The organism is Legionella hackeliae, assembly GCF_000953655.1.
Taxonomy (GTDB): domain Bacteria; phylum Pseudomonadota; class Gammaproteobacteria; order Legionellales; family Legionellaceae; genus Tatlockia; species Tatlockia hackeliae.
Genome location: NZ_LN681225.1, coordinates 584,644 through 606,376, shown reverse-complemented (window position 1 = coordinate 606,376; position 21,733 = coordinate 584,644). Strand labels below are relative to the sequence as shown.

Here is a 21,733-nt window from a genome sequence, read left to right as displayed (position 1 = left end):
AAAAAACTCGTCTAGCCAACAGAATTTAGACGCGACGCATATTGGTTGTTTTGACTCCAATCCTGATTACATCCTGCTACATGCAGGATTGATTTAATATCCTCAGCAATCTCTGGCTTTTCACTCAATGGGGCAACTGTCGTAAGAAAATGGTGCACATCATAATCTATTTGAAATTGTTTCAATGCGTTAACAAAATCAATATATTCTTGAGGTAAGCCAAAAAGTTCAGAAGAGATAACAGGCTGTAAATCATATTTTTTAATTTTTGCCGAGAGTATGTCATTAAGCATTTTTTGGAAGGAATGAAGTACAGCCACCAATGACTGAGAAATTTCTAAATACTGATTGTCTGTTTGTATGTGACGTAAGTTTGCCTCCGAATAATCTAATAATTGCACTCCCGCTCTTGCACAGGCATACACCAGCTCTATTTGCGCATTGCTTTTTATCCATTGTTTCTTGTTAGCAATGATATAGTCAGTGCGAAAAATAGCTTGTTTATGCTGCTCTATACGCTCTTGACTACTATAGGCATCCAAGCGATTAGGATTAAACTCGGTAGCCCATTTAAGGGAGTGCGTCAAAAATAGAAAATTCATTAATAAATAATTTGTACGGCAATTTACATCATGAAAAAGATGGAGTATTTCTAATTCATGAACCAGGTTGTCAATAATTTCAATGATTGTTTCAGGATATGTGGCTTGAGAAATAGTGCGATTAAATTGCTCAACTGCTTTTTCAGCCCACGCTTCGGCAATTACACGTGTTGGCGGAAATAAATGAATTTCTTCACCGCTTTGAATTAGGCTATAGATTTTTCTTGCTAAATTATCTAATTCCTCGTCATTAAACTCATGAATATTAACTGTTGTAGGAGCAACATGACCCGCACTCGCTAAAGCATGGTCTCTTGAATGGTCAAGATCATATACAAACTCTGCTTTTGGGGAACTTTTTGTAAAAATTCGCGCTAAATCGGAATAATAATAGGATAAGTTGCTCCAAAAACGAGAATTACTCACTTTTTTATCAGGTTCAAAATCCTGTAAAAAAGTATTAATTATTAGTTCTATTTGTTTTTCAGTTACATTTTTATTTTTTTGGACTGCCTCGTGAATAGCCTTGTCTTTTAACTCGTTTAATTTATTCAGTCTTTCTAATGCCAAATATTCATCCGCTCCCAGGCTTCCCACTACTTCATTTCTAATCAATGTAGACATAATGAAACAAAAGTCGGAGGTAATAAAGCATCGTTTAAAATGACCTATTCTGAAGCCATCTGCCAGATTATCCGTTTTGATCCGCTGTAATAGTTCTTTTATTCCTGCCACCGTCACTGCATCGGCATGCAAGGGAAACGAATTGTATCCCTCTCTGAATGTACCTCGCCTGTCTTCTGTTGAGTCAGCATAAATACTATCGCTCAAAACACGATGCAATAGTTTTATATTATCCATAGTTACAGGAGAGGTTTTTGAAGACGTCATCCAAAGACCCGCCAGCAAGGTCATTCCTTGGAATAAATCATACACACAACCCTTTCCTTTTGGCTCTCTGGCATTATATTGACGCCAATTCTCAAAATTAAGGAAAAACTGATGATCAATAAATAATAAAAAAAGAATTTCTCTAGGAATCTGATTTAAATAGAGTAAAGGAGGTTGGTTTAATTGTAATTTGCTTTCGTCGTGAGGATTAAAATTAAAAGAAGCAATTTGCAAGGCCTCTCTTTTTTCAAGTTTCAATTCATCAAACGGTAACGAAAATCCCTTAATATAAATTGATTTAATCAACGATGAAAGTTTTCCCTCCTGCTCTGCTTCTGACGGTAATAACAAAATATCACTACAGAATTCTTGCAGTGCCTTCTTACTCAACTGACTCTCATCTTGTACCTCTATTTCAATAATACCTGCAACGGAGAGTCGTCTGCTAAACCAATTTTCCTTAGGTTTTTTAGCCGCATCCAGGGAAGGGTAAGCTTCAAAATACCCATAAAGAGTAGCTTTTTTTATCTCTTCCACAAGAGTTCGAACAAAGTTGTTATTGAGACGCAACGCTAAATCAGGGATAACAACATACCGTTTAATCGAAGGCATCGTTATTAATCAATTTAATTTATCTTAGAAAAAGTATAACCAGAATGAGTAGAGATTGAGAATCTGAAGTTAAGTGTTTATTAGTACTATGGATAACCATAAACATAATATCAAGATGCAGTGCATATTGGACTTGGTGACCGTATGGATATTATTTTTTAATAATATCCAAGCCTTTCATATAAGGTTTCAACGCATCAGGGATATGAATATTCCCTTCTTTATCTTGATAATTTTCCAAAATAGCAACTAAGGTCCGTCCAACAGCAAGTCCTGAACCATTTAAAGTATGTACTAATTCAGTTTCACGTGTTTCTGGATGTCTATAGCGTGCCTTCATTCGTCTAGCTTGAAAAGATTCCATATTAGAGCATGATGAAATTTCTCTATATGTATTCTGACTGGGAAGCCAAACTTCTAGATCATAGGTTTTTGCAGCGCCAGCCCCCATATCACCAGTGCATAAACTCATAACACGATAAGGCAAATTCAACCGTTGCAAAATAACTTCTGCATGGTTTGTTAATTGTTCCAATGCTTCATAAGAAGACTCGGGCGTGGTAATCCATACTAATTCAACTTTTTCAAATTGGTGCTGTCTTATCATTCCTTTTGTATCCTTTCCATAGGAACCTGCTTCACTACGAAAACAAGGAGAATGACAAGCATAGCGTATGGGTAAAGCATCCAGATTTAAAATAGTATCTCTGACTGTATTGGTTACCGGAATTTCTGCTGTTGACGTGAGATAGTAGTTTTCATCACCTTTTAACTTAAATAAATCAGCCTCGAATTTAGGCAGCTGTCCCGTACCTAATAAACTGTCTGTATTAACAATATAAGGGACATAAATTTCCTGGTATCCATGCTCTTCGGTATGGATATCCAACATAAATTGAATAAGAGCACGATGTAGTCTTGCTATTTGTGCTTTCATGACAACAAAACGACTACCTGTAATTTTTGCAGCCAAAGCAAAATCCATTTGGCCAAGTGCCTCTCCTAATTCATCATGGGATTGCACCGCAAAATCTAACTGAGGTACGTTTCCCCAGCGACGAACTTCTTTATTATCCTGTTCATCTTTACCTTCGGGTACGGAAGAATGTGGTAAATTGGGAAAGGTAAGGACCATGGTTTCCAATTTTTGGAGAACTTGATCCAGTTCTGTTTTTGAATTCTCAAGTTCGACTCCAAGTCGATTGACTTCTTGTCTCATCGACTCGATATCTTCACCGCGAGCCTTTGCCTGTCCGATAGCTTTCGATCGTTGATTACGTTCATTTTGCAATGCCTGAGTCGCTACTTGTAATGTTTTTCTACGCTCTTCAAGAGCAGTAAACGCATCGACGTCAAAATGAAAACCACGCTTTAGTAGTTGCTCTGCAACCCACTGTGGCTTATCCCGTAACAACTGAGAATCTAACATAGTTCACCCTATTTCAAACTAATGCTCATCCTAAATAATAAGTTTATTGAGAACCACTCGACCAAAGTAGATACCAATAAAAACCATGACTAACGCACCAACGTTGTTTAACACAATATTGGTTAATGCAGCTAGAGAATTACCTTTTTGATATAAAACCCACGTTTCCCAGGAATAGCTTGAGAAAGTTGTATAAGCCCCCAGGAATCCTACTACCAAAACTAAACGCCAAAATTCAGCAGCTGCGACACGCTCCAAAAGGAACACCATTATCAAACCCGCCAGAAAAGAACCGATGCAATTAACGGCTAAAGTTCCATAAGGGTAGTTATAACCCAAAACCTTTTGCATTAGCACTACTGTAGCAAAACGTACAACCGCACCCATTGCTCCACCACAGGCAATAGCAAGCAGTGATAACAACATAATTAGCGCACAACCCCTCTTGCTGATTGATTTAAAGCATCAATCATAGGGATTACTTCCGGACAATCATGTTGCATTATTTCTAATTCAGCAACCGCTTGCTGGACTGTTAAACCTTTGCGGAAAATTATTTTATAAGCGCGTCGTATTTGATCAATAGTCGTTGAAGAGAATCCTCTACGTCGTAATCCAACAGTATTAATACCGCAAGCCGACGTTGTATGACCAGCAATCATTACATAAGGTAAAACATCTTTACTGATATAGGTTGCTCTTGCAATGAATGCATACGAACCCACATGGCAAAACTGATGAATAGCTGCATAAGCGCCTATAGTGGTGTAATCGTTCATAGTAACATGGCCTGACAATGCTGCATGGTTAACCATAACGTTGCTATTCCCAATGACACAGTCATGTCCTACATGAGTATATGCCATGAAATAATTGCCATTACCTATTTTTGTCAAGCCCAGGCCTTTACCTGTGCCGCGACTGATCATGCAATATTCGCGAATGATATTATTATCGCCTATCTCCAAGCGTGTAAGCTCACCCTTGTAAGTAATGTCTTGAGGTTCATCCCCCAGAGAAGCGAATTGGAAAATTTTATTATTTTTACCTATTACAGTGGGACCTTGAATAACTACATAGGGACCAATCCAAGTACTTTCGCCGATTTCTACATCAGCACCAATAATACTGCCCGGACCTACAGAAACCCCTTTCGCCAATTTAGCAGAAGGGTGGATTATCGCTCGTTCATCTATCACTTTTTAACTTCCTTCGCTGCACTCATTAAATCGGCAGAGCAGGCCAGTTTATCACCAACAAATGCCTCTCCACTCACGCGCCAAAAATCTCTTTTTTGCCCTATTAATTTCACTTCCAATCGGAGTTGATCACCTGGAGTGACTATTTGCTTAAATTTTACTTTATCAATACCGGCAAAAAAGTATAAAAATTCATGCCCTTCTTTAGGGGTTCTCGATAAATTAGACAATATAGCAGCAGCTTGCGCCAAAGCTTCAAGCATTAACACACCGGGCATAATTGGGTTACCAGGAAAATGTCCAATAAAAAATGGCTCATTAATTGTCACATTTTTAACGCCAATCAAATACTCAAACGTTTTGTATTCCATCACCCTATCAATCAGGATAAATGGATAACGATGTGGCAATAAGTCGAGAATCTTAGCTATATTAATGACTTCATTCATGCGCTATCTCACTAATTCTTCTTTTTAAATAATATTTTCGGAACCAACTTGTGACTCATCTTTCTCAAGTTTTATAAGTCGAGTAATATAGTCATCAAGTCGCCGAAAACGCGCTGCATTGCGACGCCATTGTCGATGCTCGCAAACCATCGTACCTGATGAGTATATTCCAGCTTTTGTCAGAGATTTATTCACTGTTGACATACCAGTTATTACAACATCATCAGCTAAATGAACGTAGGGAGCAAGACAACTAGCCCCTCCTACAATACAATGCTCACCAAGTTGTGCGTATGCACCAATAACTGCACAACCCGCTATAGCTGAATTTGCACCAATGATAACATCATGTGCAATCATGACCAAATTATCGATATGAACTCCATGCGCAATCAAGGTATCACCCATTGCCCCTCTAGTGATTACGGTGTTTGCCCCCAAATGCACTCTATCAGCAATAAGCACACCACCTACTGCACGGCCTGAAAGCCAGCGTCCATGTTCTTTTACACTATTAAAAGGAGCAGCGCCAATAATTGCGCCACTTTCAATCACAACCTCTGCACCAATCTTGCTACTCGTGTGTATATGAACAGCGTGATGGATAAGGGTTTTCTCGCCTACATGTACATTCTCTTCCAACACACAGTTGGCTCCTACAGATACCCTGTCTCCAAGAATGACACCAGGACCAAGTACTGTATTTTCTCCAACTGATACCTCTTTACCAAGTTTGGCACTCGCCGAGATGAGGGCAGTCGAATGGATATTTGTGCAAGGCTTTTCTACGGGCATAAATAATGCTGCCGCAGCTTGCATACTTGAGAGCGGCTCAGACACCACAATGGCATTTACAGGGCAACACTGAAGAGAAATTTCAGTCAATAAGACGCCTCCAGCCTGAGTCTTGCTTAGTGATTCCAGGAAAGCGGGATGGTTAAAGCAGGATAAATCAGTTGGGCGGGCGAGACTTAACGAGGCAACACCCTGAATGGGTTGCATGGGATCCCCATACACAATGCCATCCAGGTGTTGAGCCAATTCGGCCAGAGTATACGCACTCACGAAATATTAATTGATTTCTTTCATTACGCGATCAGTAATATCTAACTTAGAAACACTGAAAGGTGTTGCATCTTTTTGAAGAATTAAGTCATATTTATCAGTTTCAGCGACTTTATTGATAGCTTTACGAATTTTGCTGTAGAGCTCTTCCATTGCTTCATTGTGAGCTGTGCTTAATTCTTGCTGATATTGCTGACCTTCTCTTTCAAACGTCTGTTGCGTAGCAATGATTTTTCTCTCCATCTCTTTCTTTTGAGCCTGGCTCATTACCGTACTTTCACGCTTGAATTTTTCCATCTCTTTCTTTAAGCCGTCTTCCATTGCTACAAGCTTGTCACGACGTGGTTTAAAATCTTTTTCCAATTTTTGTTGAATTGCTTTCATTTGACTGGAAGTTTGCATAATTTTTTGCAAATCAACCACACCAATTTTAGCCCAATCTGCAAACGCATTTGCGCAAGAAAATACCAACGCAAAAGCAACTAAAAACCCACTCACACGCTTCATCGTTAATCTCCTAATTAAAAGTCTCCGATGCTAGCACAATTCAACGTAGGTTGCGATAACTCTATGCAAGTAATCATTGTTTTTTATGCCCACATAATGCTATAATTGATTAGTTTTTTATCAAATAGGTGTTTTATGACAGACGTCGTCATTGTAGGTGGTGGACCAATTGGTCTTGCATACGCTTGGGGTATGAAAAAACTTAATCCAAACCTCGATATTGTAGTTCTGGAAAAATACTCAGAATATCAACGCAAACATACCCTTGTAATGCAATACAAGCAATTACAAGCTTTAATGGATGCTACTGAAACCGCAGAGGATAATACCTTAAAAAATCTCGTTATGAGATTGAAGGCCGACCCTCATATACGAACCAATGAACTTGAAACCATCTTTAAAACTTTAGCTACAGAAGCCAAGGTGAAAATTGTTACTGAAGAAGTTAAAAAAGAAACTATTCAGGAACAGATCTTCGATAAATACCCAAATGCTCGTTTAGTTATTGGCGCAGATGGAACTCATAGTACCGTGAGTGAAACCTTATTCCCTCCCAATAATCAAATAAAACACGAATTTGATTATGTTTTACAACTGCGCTACGAAGTAGAGGGTGAGAGAAAAACTAATTCCCTCAGCACAACCACCTTTTACCAAGAGATGGCACGCCAAGGATTGATTGCTAATGAGTATGTAGGTAGTTTTGCCGATGGAAAAACCCCTGTCACAATGCAAATGATGATTTCCAAAGAAGCGTTTGAACAGCTAAAAGCCAAAGCCACGTCCAAAAACCCTATTTTACCTTTCAATCAACCTGATCAGGAAGGAACAGTAATCCCGGAACAACCTATTGATGATTTACCAGGCGAGATTAGTACCTTTGTGTATCGCTACCTCCACCATAAAATTAGAGAATGCAAAGATGGTGAAAAAATTGCTTATCAATCTATTCGTGTTAGTGTCAATGAAGCGCCAGCAACACATGCAGCTCAACTAGTTCATACCAAAATCGACGATGGTGAACGCTCCACTGCTCTAGTTTTAGGGGGGGATGCCAGCTTAGGTTTATCGTACTTTAAAGGTTTGAATGCTGGACTAGAATCTACTGCCTACTTTTTTGAGCATTTAAAACCGGTGATTAAAAATGGTCTTCCAGATGCAAAAGCAATCACCTCTGCTCTTGCCAATTACCAGAGCTGGTTTTTGGAAACTTTTGCTCCCAGTAAAATCCAAGAAGTAAAGGATTACAGTACTTATCGCATTAGAAAAGTATGGAATGGTTTTAAAATTTTTCGAGACATTAAAAACGCGTCTACTATAGACATTGGTGATGGGGATACTCAAAAAGAGATTATTGCGGATTATTTTAAACTTCTTGCTCGGGACACGAAAGCTGCTTCTGACAGCAGCGTGGCTTGGCGTCCTTATCCTCATCGAAGTTATGAGCCCGTTAAGTTAGGTCAATTTGCCTACATACCTATTCAATATACTTTATCAAGGATAGGAAAGATATTTATTGATTTTTTTAAACCGTATAAATCTGAATACCAGCTAAAGCAAGATTTTAAACAACCGCTCGTCGGTTTGAATGATACTTTCATGGGACTTCTTAAAATTGTGGTGGGTTTCTTTACACTAGATTTCTGGCGTTTTGCTGACGGCATTTTCTCTGTTTTAAAAGGGGCAATTGAATTAGCAACAACTCCCCTTGTATGGATTGTAAAACCCATTTCACGTAGTCTCATCAGTCTGTTTTCCGATCCTATTAAAATTGAAGACAATAAAGGTATACGCCAGCTAGCTGCTAAGGGGTTAGATTATTTAGATAGGGGTAAAGACAGTGAATTGTCACCCCATAAATTGCATGAACTTCTGGCCATATGTAATGATCTGGATAGGAAATATAATAAATGTCTTACACGGGGTCAAACAAGTGATATTACCCAGAGTGTAGAAAAAGACTTATTTTATAAAGCCAAAAAAACATCCGTTGATAATATTTCACGAAAAGAGATAAGGAATTACTTTTCACTATTTCAACAGAAACCCGCTCAAGAACAAACTAACAAGGACGTGTCTACTTCTTTGGAGTTAAAACAATAATTGCCAAACATTTTAAATAGGCTTTGAACAATTTTATATGCAAAGCCTATTTTATCTGTTCTGTCTTTGTATGCCCAAAGTATAGCAAGATGAGGTGACATCAGACCTGATGCAGATGCCACCTATTGATAGGTCTTAGTTTAGAAGCCTGAAGACAGGGTAAACTGGAAGACTTGTTGATCATCCCATGGTTGTTTGTTCAAAGGCTTAGCAACGCTGAATGCCAATGGGCCAAACGGAGAGCGCCATTCCACGCCAATACCTGCAGAGTAACGTAATGGGCCTTCACCGAAACCACTTAAGTAAGAAGGTGTTCCACGGATAAAGACGTTACCCGCATCAGCAAAAATGGTTGTTCTTACAGTATCTCGGCTTAATGGATAAGGTAAGATTACGCCAGCTGAGCCATTCACTAAGAAGTTAGCACCTATTGCATTACCATGGTTATCACGTGGGCCTAAAGAATAACTCTCATAACCCCGAACTTGACCTGGTGATGCAATACCCCCTGCATAATAGTTTTCAAAGAAGGGTAATCCATTGTTATTGAAAGTATTTCCATAACCAACATTACCTAATACGGTAAAAATAAATCCCTTCATCAGGGGCTGATACAAATGTGCCTGATAACTTGTTTTGTAATAAGACAAGGAATCGGATGAAGCGGGTAATGCCACTAACACACTTGCTTGTTGGTTTAATCCTCTGGTTGGGAACGGGATTTGATCATAACTGTTACGATTCCAACCTGCTATTAAGCGGATTTCATGAAAATCACGTCCATATTCATTCACAAAATTCTGAACCTGCGTCACAGCTCCTGCAGATTTAATACGCAAATCCTGATAACCATAGCCAAACTGGAAGCTACTTTTCTCAGAAAGCAGCATGTTGTAATTCACATCCACCCCGAATTGATCAGATGAATACGCGGAAATATCTAATTTTTTAGGGTCAATGGTACGGTAATAAAAGTTAAGACCGCGGCCAATCCCTGTATTGGTATAGAAGGGATTGTAATAATTTAACGAGTAATCCTGTCCCCAATAACTGGCATTAAATCCAACACCAATAGAGCGACCTGTTCCCATAAAGTTGTGTTGGTTAAACGCTGCATTAAATTGTGGCCCGTTAGTACCATATCCGAGAGATGCCGTAGCCTCCGCTGAAGGAGCCTCTTCGACCTCAACATCTAAATCAACCTGGTTATTTGTTCCTGGGACAGGCGTAGTTTTAACGTTTACATTTTTTAAATAGCCTAAAAGACGTAACTGCCGTTCAGACTCTTTAATATTGTGCAACGATAGTACACTACCTTCATCCTGGCGAATAACATTACGTAATACATAGTCAGCTGTCTTGGTGTTGCCTCGGAAATTAATTCGTCGTACATACACATGGCGACCCGGCTCTACAATAAAGGTAATGAACACGGTTTTATTATTTTCATCAATACGTGGCTCAGCATTAATAGCAGGGAATCCATAGCCGATATCTCCCAATGCCAAACCGATGTCCGAAATACTTTCAGTCACTTTCTTACGTGAAAATACATCCCCTTGCCTTACCTGGATTAATGAGTCAATCTTTTCCTTCGGCAGAATCGTTTTACCCACAACACTATAACCTGCGAATCGATACTGAGGCCCTTCATTAACATGAATATTAATGAATACATCTTTCTTATCCGGTGATAATAGAACTTGCGAAGAAACAATCGTAAATTTCAGATAGCCTCTATCCAGATAGAACGAGCGAAGTGCCTCTAAAGAAGCATCCATTGCAGATTTTGAATACTGATCTTTCTTGGTGAAATAAGTAAATATTCCGCTTTCGGATAAAGACATTTCTGGCATTAATTCACTTTTAGAGAAATCATGATTACCAATGAATTTAATTTCTTTAATACGAGAAACGCGACCTTCCGAAATAGTAATCGTAATCGCGACACGGTTTTCAGTGAGTGAAGTAACACCGGTTTCAATTCGCGCATTATACTTACCACGAGCGTTGTAAGCTTGCTTTAATTCCTTCTCTAAACGCTCAAGAGAGGCACGTTGAAAAACGCGTCCTTTTACCAAGCCCATTTGCTTCAGTAACTCTTTAAGCTTATCACTGGGAATTTCCTTATTACCTACAGTCGTGATAGAACCAATCGTTGCTCGCTCCACAACATTAACAATTAATGTATTTCCCTGGCGCTCAAGAGATACGGCTTGGAAGAATCCTGTATCATACAATGCTCTGATAATTTGTGCTGTGGAGGCGGGACCCACCTCCTCCCCAACTTGAACGGGTAAGTAATTTAATACTGTACCTGTGCTAACGCGCTGTAAACCAGTAATTTTGATGTCGCGTACAATAAACCCATCTGCGGCTTGCACATGCACAGACCAAGCTAACATTGACGAACAACAAACACCCAAAATAATTTTTTTACTGACTTTTTTCATTATTATTTTACGTCCAGGACTACAGAATAAAATTCTGGATTAATTCCAGCGAGAATATAAATTGCCACCCTTTTATAGGAACTGACTGAGCCTGTCAAGAAATTCCATAGCTCAGAATTTGGTTAGATTAAATAGTACAGCATAAGTTTTGAGTGGATTTTTAAAACAATTTAAATAAAATCAAAACGCTATTCACTTTAACTAATCAATCTTGACACGTCATTACTTAGCGCCAAAATTGTTAAGGCGACTAAGAATACCAGACCTAAATAAATACCAAAGGATCTTACTTCTTCTGAGAGTGGCTGCCCACGAATAATCTCAACCAAACAATATAATAAATGCCCTCCATCCAGCATCGGTATAGGCAATAAATTTAAAACACCTAAACTGATACTCACTAATGCTAAAAATGATAAGTAATATGCTAAACCACTACGAGCAGATTCGCCTGCTCCTTGAGCTATCCCTACAGGTCCACTGATACTTTTAAGACCTAATTTGCCTGTAGCAAAACGGCCAATCAGTGAGAACGTTGCGCCTGTCAGTTCGACAGTTTGCGCAAAAGCAGTACTTAAAGCGTCTATTGGACCTTGACGTTGCACGCGTAACCATTGCGCAGGCCAATCCACTTTTTCAGAGCGGATTCCTAAAAAGCCTTCTTTTCCATTGTTCTCTGTTTTTGCCCCTATCCGAACAGGGAAATGATGGATTTTTCCCTCTCTAAGCACAGATAGCGTCAACATCGTATCGGGATGCGCCCTTACATAACTCACCATGTCCAGCCAATCATTCAAAGGTTTGCCATTCATTTGTTGAATAACATCGCCTTTTTGCAAACCGACTTTACCTGCCGGTGAATCGCTTACCACTTCACCAATTATGGGAGGGATGCTGGGGATAAAAGGGCTTATTCCCAAACTACCCAAAGGATCGGGATTGTTTGCATCAATTTTCCACTGCTTAAGCGGCAACGATAAAGAACTTCGTTTACCATCCGCCAATGATTTGACCGTAAGATGAATTGTATCATCACTACCAAGCAGAGGCATTAAAGCAAATTGAAAATCACGCCAGCTATCGATTTTCTTATCATTTAACGTCAAGATTTCCTGCTTGGCCTTAAGACCTGCTTGCGATGCAATACTGTTGGGCTCTACTTTATCAATCATTGGCGCTAACGATTGAATACCAATCACTAAAACGAGCCACAAAGCAAAAAATGCCAGAATAAAATTAAATAAAGGCCCAGCGACGACAATCGCAATGCGTGCCCAAACTGATTTATTATTAAATGCAAGATGCTTCTCATTCTCAGGCACATCTCCCTCTGCTTCATCCAGCATTTTTACATATCCACCCAGAGGAAACAGTGACCAAGCGTATTCTGTACCTTTTTTATCATGCCAACGAGCCAGGACTTTACCAAAACCAAATGAGAAGCGTAAAACTTTCACACCACAAAGACGCGCAACGATAAAATGGCCGTATTCGTGCACGGTGATTAACACTAACAAGGCTAGAAAAAAGTAAAATAATGTGGCAACCATACTACAGTCCAGGTGTTAATAAACGTAACCCCCAATAAAATAAGGGTGACGCTGCAATTAAGCTGTCCAAGCGGTCGAGGACGCCCCCATGACCAGGTAACAAATGGCCAGTATCTTTTAGTTTAGCTCTTCTTTTAAGAATGCTAATAAATAAATCACCCAAGATAGAAATTAATGCGGTAGCCGCCGCGATACAAAACCATATCAATGGTGTTTGTGGTTGAAAATAAAAATACCCAGCTACAGCAATCAATAGAGATAAAATGAAACCTCCGAGGGAGCCTTCTATCGTCTTGCCAGGACTTACCGCCGGAATCAATTTATGACGCCCGAATTTCTTCCCTGTTAAGTAAGCACCGATGTCAGCAGCCCAAATTAAAACCAGGAGATATAATATGAATGCCTTACCCTGCTCTTCTGCATGGATTTTTATCATGCTTTGGGCAAATAAAGGTAATACTAACAAACCAGCAAGGTTTACAACCCAAGGATAGCCCCAGGTAGATTGAGATGCAGGAAAATATATTACTGCCACTAAAATGCCTAGCCACAAAACAAATCCAAGTACTAGAAAGCCGTCAAACCAATACTGACAAAGCCAGGCTAATGCCAATACCACAGCGACAAAGAGACATTTGAGAGCTAACTGTCTAAGAGGTATGAGTTGCAACCATTCTATAGTACATCCCAATAGCAATAAGGCTATTAAGCCAGCAAACATCCAATCCGTGGCATAATAAAGAGCAATAAGAACTAAAGGCACTAAAACTAAAGTGGTTATAAGCCGCTGTTTAAACATGTTCTGCCTTATGAATTTGCTGTGAGGTTTTCCCGTAACGGCGCTCACGTTGACTAAAACTGGTTAATGCTTTTTTAAATTCTTCTGCCGTAAAATCTGGCCAGTGAATATCGGTGAAATAGAGTTCAGTATAAGCCAACTGCCATAAAAAGAAATTACTTATTCTCTGCTCACCACTTGTACGTATGAATAAATCAGGATCGGGTAAGCCATGACAACTAAGTGCTTCATTTAATAATTCTTCATTAATAGTTTCAATCGCTAGTTCACCCGCAGCAACTCTTGCTGCAATGTTTTTTGTGGCCTGTACAATATCCCATTTGCCCCCATAGTTGACCACTACATTTAAAACTAAACGTTTATTAGCTGCAGTAAGTTCCTCTGCGGCCTGCATTTGCTTTTGCAATTCTTTTGATAATCCGGCCCTGTCACCCGTAAAGCGCAAACAAATACCGTGCTGATGAAGTTCCTCTACCTCATGTCCCAGTGCTTCAATGAAAAGCTTCATAAGAAACTCTACTTCGTTTTCTGGCCTGGCCCAGTTTTCACTACTAAAAGCAAATAAACTTAAGACAGGAATTTGAGCTTGTAAACAACAACGGATGACTGTTTTTACAGCGTCAACACCTGCACGATGTCCTTCTACCCTTAATAATCCACGATTTTGCGCCCAACGTCCGTTGCCATCCATGATAATGGCAACATGTTGAGGTATTATCTCATTCAACCCATTCACCCGACATTCAAAATGGCTGATAGTCTAACCGCTTTAGCACAAAATATTAAGTGCTGCGATAAAACCAATTAAGTCAACACTGAATTATCGTTTACAATCATGGAATTGTATCCAGTTAAAGTACTAAGAGATCTTCAAATGAGATACATGCTTGCAATTAAGATAAGTAAATTTCGCTAATCACCCAAGAAGGCTCTGTCTAGAATTAAAAAGAAGTATATAATCGTCCTTTTATATCGATGCGAGAATTTGCAATGCAAACAAATGCACCACTCGTCCTAATTGTTTTAGACGGCTGGGGATATCGTGAAGAGCTTGCACATAATGCAATAGCCTCAGCGGATACCCCTCAATGGGATGCTTGGTGGTCCTCCTATCCTCATATGCTACTCAATGCTTCAGGTCACCAGGTTGGCTTACCTGATGAGCAGATGGGAAACTCTGAAGTTGGCCATATGCATATTGGCGCAGGTCGCATTATTCCTCAGGATTTTACCCGCATTAATGGTGCTATCGCGAATGGTGACTTCGCTCTCAATGAAGTATTTCTAACTAGTCTTCAAGATATACAGCAGCAAGGGAAACGTTTACACGTCATGGGTTTACTCTCTCCAGGCGGAGTACATAGCCATGAGGATCATTTATTTGCTTTTTTAGCGTTATGTCATGAGCATAATTTTAGCAATGTCTGTTTGCATCTCTTTCTCGACGGCCGAGATACCCCTCCACAAAGTGCATTACATAGTTTTGAGCGACTCAACCAGCATTTAAAGAAATATCCAGTCGCCAGAATAGGTTCTATCGCAGGCAGGTACTTTGCCATGGACCGTGACCAACGATGGGAGAGAACTGCTATGGTATATCGTTTGCTCACAGAAGGTCAAAGTAACTTTCAATTTGCAACAGCTGAATCTGCGATTCAACATTTTTATGCCGAAAAAAAATTCGATGAATTTATTCCGCCTACTATTATCGGCGACAATTGCCGCATGGAAGACGGTGATTCTGTATTCTTTTTTAATTTTCGCGCGGATAGAACTCGACAGTTGACTCAAGCTTTCATCAATGAATCTTTTGATGGATTCGTACGCTCGAAACAGCCAGATTTAGCACATTTTATTACCATGACTCGATATGCAAAGAATTTAGTCACTGAATGCGCCTTCCCTCCTATGATATTACGCAACACATTGGGGGAGATTGTTGCTGATGCAGGATTAAGCCAATTACGAATTGCTGAGACAGAAAAATATGCGCATGTGACTTTTTTCTTTAATGGTGGTTCAGAACAAGTTTTTGCCAATGAGGATAGAATTTTAATATCTTCTCCTCAAGTCGCTACTTATGACTTATTACCGGAAATGAGTGCTCCTGAGCTCACACGAGTTTTAGTAGACGCTATTCGCAGCGAAGCTTATGATGTCATTATCTGCAATTATGCCAATGCTGATATGGTGGGACATACCGGCGACTTCAACGCTACTGTGAAAGCGATTGAATGTTTAGATCGATGTCTACATGAGGTTGGCCAGGCAGTCCTTAATAAGGGTGGCGCTTTACTAATTACGGCCGATCATGGAAACGCCGAAGCAATGTTTGATGAAACAACCCATCAAGCTCATACAGCACATACTTGCCAGCCTGTCCCTCTTCTTTTTATTGGTGAAAAATGGCATTTTAAACAAATGCAGGGCAGTTTAATTGATATTGCCCCTACAATGTTAACCCTGTTAAACCTTGAAAGACCCAGAGAAATGACTGGGGAAGCTTTGTTAGTGGAGAATGAATGATTTTACAGCTTAGAACCTCAGCACTGTGCAATTTTGTTTTTGTTATTACCTTCATTTTCCCCATGACATTTTCTTGGTCGGAAAGCGCCACCATTGTACAAACAAAAAGCAGGTTAAAAAAATTAGATGCTCAAATTGATAAATTAAAACAAACATTGGCCACTGCCACTGATAGACGCGGCGTACTTAATCTCGAACTTGCAGGCACGGAAAAACAAATCGGGGAAGGAATACGACAATTACGTACGATTCAAAGTGATATGACTTCTAAACAGCATAAGATTGTTGCCTTACAACAAAATCTGAATGAATTAAACAAGCAATTGATTGCACAGCAGCAATTACTTGCCACTCATGTACGTACACGCTACAAAATGGGGCAGTATGAACCACTTAAATGGATAATCAATCAAGATGAGCCTTATGCCATCAGCCGTTTGCTAACTTTTTACCAATATTTAATCCGTTCTCGTCAAGACATTATTGATCAAATTGATACAACTAAACGCGACATCACTCTTAATCAAAACTCCCTAAGAATAGAACTTAGCGAACAAGAACAGTTACAAAAAGAACTTAATAGTCATCAGCAAAAACTTGAGAGGAATAAGCGTTATCACACAGCTGTTATTCAATCACTTAATAATGAAATTCAAACAAAACAACATACATTGGAGGAATACGAGCACAATAAAGACAACCTTACTCGTTTGTTAAAAACACTCGCTGTGCAGAGCATCATGCAATCAAACAAACCCTTTACGCAAATGCGCCACAAATTGCCAAGACCTGTCGCTGGCAATCGTAGTGGTTTTCAAAAAATGAATCAAGGCGTGACATTTTTTGCCGCGGAAGGAACAGCAGTAACTGCCGTTTATCCAGGAAAAATTGTTTTCAGTGATTGGTTAAATGGATATGGCTTATTGCTAATCATTGACCACGGTCAAGGATTTATGACGTTATATGCTCACAATCAATCGCTATTTAAATCAAAAGGTAGCAATGTCTTACAAGGAGAATCTATTGCAGCAGTGGGCCATAGCGGCGGACTTAAACAAAACGGACTATACTTCGAAGTGAGACATCGTGGTAAAGCGGTACCTCCGCTTGAATGGTTGTCCTAGAGATTATCTAATAGGTTCTATAGGCTGAGTCAAATTTGTAGGACTAGTTTGGAATGTGCATTTAAATCTGCCAAGACCAAAATGCCCCCGTTAATATCAACAAGGACACAGGATAATAGAATTTATTACCAGGCTCTAAATTGGCCTTGGCATTTATATTGCTATATATACTTATACCCGGAGCTGGCCGCTTGTTGCGCGCCAAACTACCAAGGAGAACAGTATGCACAACAAACGGTTTTTTTATAAAGCAGTAGTCGCTTTGATCACAACCGCTTTTATTTTACCTGCGCCAGCCTTCACAGCTGCAGCGGATACAAGCAGCAGCACTTCGGAGGATACCACTACTACAAAAAAAATTCCGATGGAAGACGTACAACGTTTCTCCAATGCCATTGGTCAGATTAAAAAATATTACGTTAAGCCAGTGGATGATAAAGAATTATTTGATAATGCCATTCGAGGCATGCTAAACGGCTTAGACCCACACTCTACCTACTTAGATGAAGATGCGTTTAAAGAATTGCAAACATCAACTAGTGGCGAATTTGGTGGTTTGGGTATCGAAGTAACCATGGAAGACGGCGTGGTTAAAGTAGTGACCCCGTTAGTTGATACCCCAGCATTTAAAGCAGGAATTAAAGCCGGAGACTATATTATCAAATTGGGAAATCGCTCTGTCCAGGGTATTAGCTTGAAAGAAGCCGTAGACTTAATGCGTGGAAAAGAAGGTACTACTCTTGATTTAACAATTTTACGTAAAGGGGAAAGTAAGCCACTTGTTTTTTCTCTCATCCGTGAAAAAATTCTAATCAAAAGTGTTAAAAGTAAATTGCTGGATGATGGTTATGGCTATGTCCGTTTAACTCAGTTCCAAGCCATGACAGGTGAGGACATGGAAAAAGCAATTGCTCAACTCAAACAGGAAGCAGGTGGCCCATTAAAAGGACTGATCCTTGATTTACGCAACAACCCTGGTGGCTTGCTAGATTCAGCAATTCAAGTTTCCGATGCCTTCCTTGATCCAGGGAAGAATGGCAAACCAGAACTAATTGTTTACACTCAAGGACGATTACCCGGTTCAAAATTTACTGCGTTGGCAAATCCTGGGGATATACTGGATAATGCACCTCTTGTTGTCTTAATCAATAATGGCTCAGCTTCAGCTTCAGAAATTGTAGCTGGCGCACTTAAAGACAATAAACGCGCAATTATCCTTGGTACTCAAAGCTTTGGTAAAGGCTCGGTTCAGACTGTATTACCTCTCGATGAAAAACGAGGTATAAAACTTACAACTGCCTTATACTATACGCCTTCTGGTACTTCAATTCAGGCAAAAGGTATAACACCTGATATCGTGGTTGAAGAAATCTCTGTGCCTAAATCTGATAACAAAACCGATGCATTCGCAGGCTTCAGTGAGGCTGATTTGAGCGGTCATCTTCTTAATAAAAATGAAGGCGTTGAGCCTAAAAATCCAACTGCTTCTAAAGATGATGCCACACTTCTTCATGAAGATTATCAGTTGTATGCCGCTTTAACTATCTTGAAAGGCTTAGCAGTTGCCAAACGTTAATCAAATTCGCCACAGGCTGTGTGCCTGTGGTTTTTTCTCCTCCGCTTAATTGCTATAAAACACTCCCGCTTCATGACTATTATTTGCACAGCGTGACTAACTAAGTTGAGATTTTTTTGTCATTTTATGAGATAATTCATCCCTAATAGTTTTCCTTCATCAAGTTATGCGTTTTTTCAGAATTTTACTTCTTGGTCTAGTAGCCTGTTACCAAACCCCTGCTCTTGCCAATATAGACAATTACTTCAATACCATTAAAAAAAATCCGAATGCCTTGTTTGCTTTTTTGAAATCAATGCCCAAGGGTGGTGAATTACATTACCATCTCGCCGGAGGTGCATACCCTGAAGCTATGTTGTCCGTAGTTGCCAAAGAAAATTACTGTCTGAATAAAAATACGTATAACCTCACCAAAATTGTTGAAGATTGCCGCGGGGTTCTTATTCAACAAGTGATGACTCAACCTGATTTTTATGAAAAAACTATTGAAGCGTGGTCCATGAAAAATTTTCATCCCCTTCAAGAGTCAGGGCATGATCATTTTTTTAATAGCTTTTTCAAATTTCTTCCGATAGTTGTGAATCACAGTCCTGAGCTTTTAGCTGAAGTGATGCAGCGCGCTGCAAATCAGCAAGAACAATATATGGAAGTGATGATTGCACCTGATAATATGAACTCCATAGGCTTTGGTACGTCTAATCTTCTAGCCACATCCCCCACTCACGCCAAAGAACAATTACTGGCTAATGCAGATTTTCAGAATAACATTCATGAGACGGTGAATGAGACAACGAATCTTCTTAAAAAAGCCAGACAACTTTTAAGCTGCGATAAAAAACCAGAGCAGCAAGTCTGCCAGTTAACCGTAAAATTTCAGTACATTGTTTTACGTGAACAACCTTTAGAAAAAGTTTTCGCTCAGGCATTGAATGGCTTTGCGGCAGCGTCCCAATCTCAAGAGCTCATTGCAATTAATTTAGTTCAACCTGAAGATGGTTTGATTTCTTTACACGATTACCATAAGCAAATGGAAATCTTTGCGTTCTTGCACCAGGCTTATCCCAATGTTCACCTAAGTTTACACGCAGGTGAGTTAGAACCTGAAGCTGTTGCTCCATCCTCGTTAAATTTTCATATGAACGAAGCAATTAACATTGCTCATGCACAGAGAATTGGTCATGGAACCGCTGTTGCTTATGAAGATAATGCACAACAGCTTTTACAGCAAATGGCCAAACGACAGATTGCTGTTGAAATTAATTTAACCAGTAATCATAAAATTCTTAATATTCATGGAAAAAAACATCCTCTGCGTTATTATTTGGCTAATAATGTCCCTGTTGTTCTATCAACCGATGACGAAGGTATACTACGCACTGATCTAACGCGAGAATATGTGAAGGCCGTATTAGAACATAAGCTTGATTATCCCACGCTAAAACAAATTAACCGGAATGCTCTCAGCTATAGTTTCTTATCTGGCAAAAGCCTCTGGCTTGATCCAGCAAAGGCAAAGCCTGTTAAAGCATGCCAAAACCTGCATAGTACGAGCTGTCTGGCATTTATTAAAACCAGTGAGAAAGCAAAATTACAATGGCAATTGGAAGATAAATTAAATCAGTTTGAAATTAGATACGCTAAGTGACTAGATCACCTCTTACAGGAAATTTGCATACATTCTCTGGATACCTAGGACAAGCCGAGGTAAATAGATAAATTACGGGAGATAAGGTATCTCTCTCCCTACCTGCCTCGGCTTGTCCGAGGCATCCAGAAAAACGGCGCATATTTTTGTTCGAATTACCTGATAGGGAATTTGTAACTTACCAGCGGATCTAACTATTTGGTTCTATTTTGTAGAACTCATCGTCCGGAAATAATTCACCCTGCGTCGCTTCCTCCCTCACATTTTTCTCTTTTGCCATATCAGGAAAAAGACGTCTTCCAACGGCCAGAATTCCTTGATAAATATGATCCACTAAACGCCAGGAAGACATCACCGACAAATGTCCGTGACGATCAAATATTTTCGAGGCGCCAGGGTTTTTTTTGACATAATTATCCACATAACTCGAATCCGTTGTAACCAAGCCATCATTATCCACACCAATAAAATTGTATTCTTTTGTACTATTGCTGATTGCTTCGTTGAGTTTATGCAATATAGCAGCCTCGGGTTCCATTTGAGCAACCGAAGTAGACACTAAAGTTAATGGCTTCATCGCCCAAGCTGAACCTTTATAAGGAGCACAGATAGGAAATAAGGAGTGAACATGTATTCCTGACTCCTCAGCAAGAAATTCTGCTGCCTGGGAAATAACCAGGCCTCCTCTAGAATGCCCAATCAAAATTACATGTTCATGTCCATTCGTTTTTATCTTTTCTATCAACTCTTTTGCAAAAAATTTAATTCCCTTACCTTGATATCGATGCTCGAAACCAACTGAATGAATTGAAGAAATATGATCGGGAAGGCCTTTTTTTATTAAGCGCTCAATGATTCTTACAAAAGCACCAGGCTGATCACCAGTGCCATGTACGCAATAGATTGCTACACCTTTTCGCAAAGAAGGATCACTTGTTTCAGGCGTTTTAAAATTTGGATTGCGATAAACAATATCACCAGACATTAAGCTGGTAAGCCAGTAATAGGTATGGCTTATAGCACCCGTTGTGCTTACAGGTTGATTTGCTCTCACCCAACCCCAGAAAGAAGAAAACATCCTTGCCTCCTTATCCGACTCTATTATCCTAGCCGCTATATAGGACCCTTTTGCTATGGTCAAATTGATGCAAATTAAAGCTATAGTTTAGATTGTAATTATAAGCAGGTTGTTAGTTGTCCAAC

At 39.6% G+C, this 21,733-nt stretch carries 17 protein-coding genes; 5 read left to right on the top strand and 12 right to left on the bottom strand.

From position 1 onward, the window contains the following. Nucleotides 1-11: 11 nt before the first annotated feature. The 7 genes from LHA_RS02835 to LHA_RS02805 all read right to left on the bottom strand — a co-directional run bounded on the left by LHA_RS02835 (nt 12) and on the right by LHA_RS02805 (nt 6,754). Nucleotides 12-2,105 carry a hypothetical protein gene (locus LHA_RS02835; RefSeq protein ID WP_045105190.1) on the bottom strand — a complete coding sequence of 698 codons (2,094 nt, stop codon included), beginning with the start codon at nt 2,103-2,105 and terminating at the stop codon, nt 12-14. A 151-nt stretch (nt 2,106-2,256) separates the two neighbouring features. Continuing rightward, nucleotides 2,257-3,534, bottom strand: a complete 1,278-nt coding sequence (gene serS / locus LHA_RS02830; protein WP_045105189.1) for a serine--tRNA ligase — start codon at nt 3,532-3,534, stop codon at nt 2,257-2,259. Between the two features lie 30 nt (nt 3,535-3,564). Then, nucleotides 3,565-3,960: a fluoride efflux transporter CrcB gene (gene crcB, locus LHA_RS02825; RefSeq protein ID WP_231861966.1), complete on the bottom strand. Its 396-nt coding sequence runs from the start codon at nt 3,958-3,960 to the stop codon at nt 3,565-3,567. 2 nt (nt 3,961-3,962) lie between these two features. Next, nucleotides 3,963-4,733: an acyl-ACP--UDP-N-acetylglucosamine O-acyltransferase gene (gene lpxA, locus LHA_RS02820; protein WP_045105187.1), complete on the bottom strand. Its 771-nt coding sequence runs from the start codon at nt 4,731-4,733 to the stop codon at nt 3,963-3,965. Beyond that, nucleotides 4,730-5,182: a 3-hydroxyacyl-ACP dehydratase FabZ gene (gene fabZ, locus LHA_RS02815; RefSeq protein ID WP_045105186.1), complete on the bottom strand. Its 453-nt coding sequence runs from the start codon at nt 5,180-5,182 to the stop codon at nt 4,730-4,732. Before fabZ ends, lpxA begins: the two co-directional genes overlap by 4 nt. 24 nt (nt 5,183-5,206) lie before the next feature. Continuing rightward, nucleotides 5,207-6,247 (bottom strand): UDP-3-O-(3-hydroxymyristoyl)glucosamine N-acyltransferase, encoded by a 1,041-nt coding sequence (gene lpxD / locus LHA_RS02810; RefSeq protein ID WP_082060267.1) that lies wholly within the window; start codon nt 6,245-6,247, stop codon nt 5,207-5,209. 6 nt (nt 6,248-6,253) lie between these two features. Beyond that, a complete protein-coding gene (locus LHA_RS02805; RefSeq protein ID WP_045105185.1) occupies nt 6,254-6,754 on the bottom strand; it encodes an OmpH family outer membrane protein in 501 nt (166 codons plus the stop codon). 135 nt (nt 6,755-6,889) lie between these two features. Here LHA_RS02805 and LHA_RS02800 point away from each other — a divergent pair, with 135 nt between their 5' ends. Then, a complete protein-coding gene (locus LHA_RS02800; protein ID WP_052673564.1) occupies nt 6,890-8,857 on the top strand; it encodes an FAD-dependent monooxygenase family protein in 1,968 nt (655 codons plus the stop codon). A gap of 140 nt (nt 8,858-8,997) precedes the next feature. Here LHA_RS02800 and bamA read toward each other — a convergent pair whose 3' ends face one another. From bamA to LHA_RS02780, 4 genes are all read right to left on the bottom strand, one after another. Continuing rightward, nucleotides 8,998-11,310: an outer membrane protein assembly factor BamA gene (bamA, locus tag LHA_RS02795; protein ID WP_045105184.1), complete on the bottom strand. Its 2,313-nt coding sequence runs from the start codon at nt 11,308-11,310 to the stop codon at nt 8,998-9,000. 197 nt (nt 11,311-11,507) lie between these two features. Beyond that, a complete protein-coding gene (gene rseP, locus LHA_RS02790) occupies nt 11,508-12,860 on the bottom strand; it encodes an RIP metalloprotease RseP (RefSeq protein ID WP_045105183.1) in 1,353 nt (450 codons plus the stop codon). Nucleotide 12,861: 1 nt separating this feature from the next. Beyond that, complete coding sequence (locus tag LHA_RS02785) at nt 12,862-13,659, bottom strand: phosphatidate cytidylyltransferase (RefSeq protein ID WP_045105182.1); 798 nt, start codon at nt 13,657-13,659, stop codon at nt 12,862-12,864. Further along, nucleotides 13,652-14,386, bottom strand: coding sequence for an isoprenyl transferase (locus LHA_RS02780; RefSeq protein ID WP_045107361.1), 735 nt, complete (start codon nt 14,384-14,386; stop codon nt 13,652-13,654). The genes LHA_RS02785 and LHA_RS02780 overlap by 8 nt, the downstream gene beginning before the upstream one ends. A gap of 263 nt (nt 14,387-14,649) precedes the next feature. On the opposite strand from LHA_RS02780, the gene gpmI reads away from it, so the two are divergent. The 4 genes from gpmI (at nt 14,650) to LHA_RS02760 (ending at nt 20,530) form a co-directional block, all read left to right on the top strand. Beyond that, nucleotides 14,650-16,185, top strand: a complete 1,536-nt coding sequence (gpmI, locus tag LHA_RS02775; RefSeq protein ID WP_045107360.1) for a 2,3-bisphosphoglycerate-independent phosphoglycerate mutase — start codon at nt 14,650-14,652, stop codon at nt 16,183-16,185. 62 nt (nt 16,186-16,247) lie between these two features. Beyond that, entirely contained in the window at nt 16,248-17,309 is a 1,062-nt protein-coding gene (locus LHA_RS02770) for a murein hydrolase activator EnvC family protein (protein ID WP_052673751.1), read from the top strand. 223 nt (nt 17,310-17,532) lie between these two features. Continuing rightward, entirely contained in the window at nt 17,533-18,885 is a 1,353-nt protein-coding gene (locus LHA_RS02765; protein WP_045105181.1) for a S41 family peptidase, read from the top strand. A 166-nt stretch (nt 18,886-19,051) separates the two neighbouring features. Next, nucleotides 19,052-20,530, top strand: coding sequence for an adenosine deaminase family protein (locus LHA_RS02760; RefSeq protein ID WP_045105180.1), 1,479 nt, complete (start codon nt 19,052-19,054; stop codon nt 20,528-20,530). Between the two features lie 190 nt (nt 20,531-20,720). On the opposite strand, the gene LHA_RS02755 is transcribed toward LHA_RS02760, so the two are convergent. Further along, on the bottom strand, nt 20,721-21,608 hold the full coding sequence (locus LHA_RS02755) for an alpha/beta hydrolase (protein WP_052673563.1): 888 nt from the start codon (nt 21,606-21,608) through the stop codon (nt 20,721-20,723). Between the last annotated feature and the right edge of the window lie 125 nt (nt 21,609-21,733).